The organism is Micromonospora sp. 15K316, assembly GCF_004348525.1.
Lineage (GTDB): Bacteria > Actinomycetota > Actinomycetes > Mycobacteriales > Micromonosporaceae > Micromonospora.
In genome coordinates, this window is record NZ_SMKG01000441.1 from 1 (window position 1) to 840 (window position 840).

Annotated in this window: 1 protein-coding gene; it reads left to right on the forward strand. The window is 68.7% G+C overall.

Translation table 11 applies throughout. From position 1 onward, the window contains the following. Nucleotides 1-124: 124 nt before the first annotated feature. Nucleotides 125-840: transposase family protein (locus E1211_RS32225; RefSeq protein ID WP_132354027.1), on the forward strand; the 716-nt coding region annotated here is incomplete at its 3' end.

The following is an 840-nucleotide window of genomic DNA, read 5'->3' on the forward strand; positions in this document are numbered from 1 at the left end:
GAGCCTTTTCCAAGCTGATCTTGCGGCTCAGGGCCGGTGTGGCAGGCCCGGTGATCGATGGGTGCGAGGCTCCAGGTAGGACAGCTGTCGACCAAGACTCGAAGCCCCGACCGGGAGCCTCGCCATGCTGTCCTACCCCGCCACGATTCCGTTGTCCAGCCGCGCCCTGAACCACCTCGCCGACCGCATCCGCGGCCACCGTCAGCAGCGCCGGTCCCGGTGGCGGCGCCTCGACCCGGGCCGGCAGGCGCTGCTGGCTCTCGCCCACCTGCGCAACGGCGACACCTACACCCGACTCGCGGCCGGCTTCGAGATCGGCGTCGCCACCGCCTGGCGATACGTGCAGGAAGCGATAGCCCTGCTCAGTTCGGCAGCCGACGACCTGGACACCGCCATGGAACGGATCCGCCGGCTGGCGTACGCGATCCTGGACGGCACCCTGATTCCGATCGACCGAGTCGCCGATCAGCGCCCGTACTACTCCGGGAAACACAAGCACCACGGCGTGAATGTGCAGGTCATCGCCGATGCCGCTGGCCGGCTCGTCTGGGCTTCACCGGCGCTGCCCGGTTCGGTCCATGACCTGGCCGCAGCCCGAACCCGCGGCATCATCGAGGCGCTGAGCAGGGCAGACGTGATGACCTTCGCCGATAAGGGCTACCAAGGAGCCCGAGGCAGCGTGCGCACTCCGTTCAAGCGGCACCGTTTCCGCCCGAAGCTCTCACGCCGGCAGAAGGCCGTGAACCGCGCCCACGCGAAAATCCGCGCCCGCGGCGAACGGGCGATCGCCACCCTCAAGACCTGGAAGATCCTGAACAAGCTGCGCTGCTGCCCACGGCG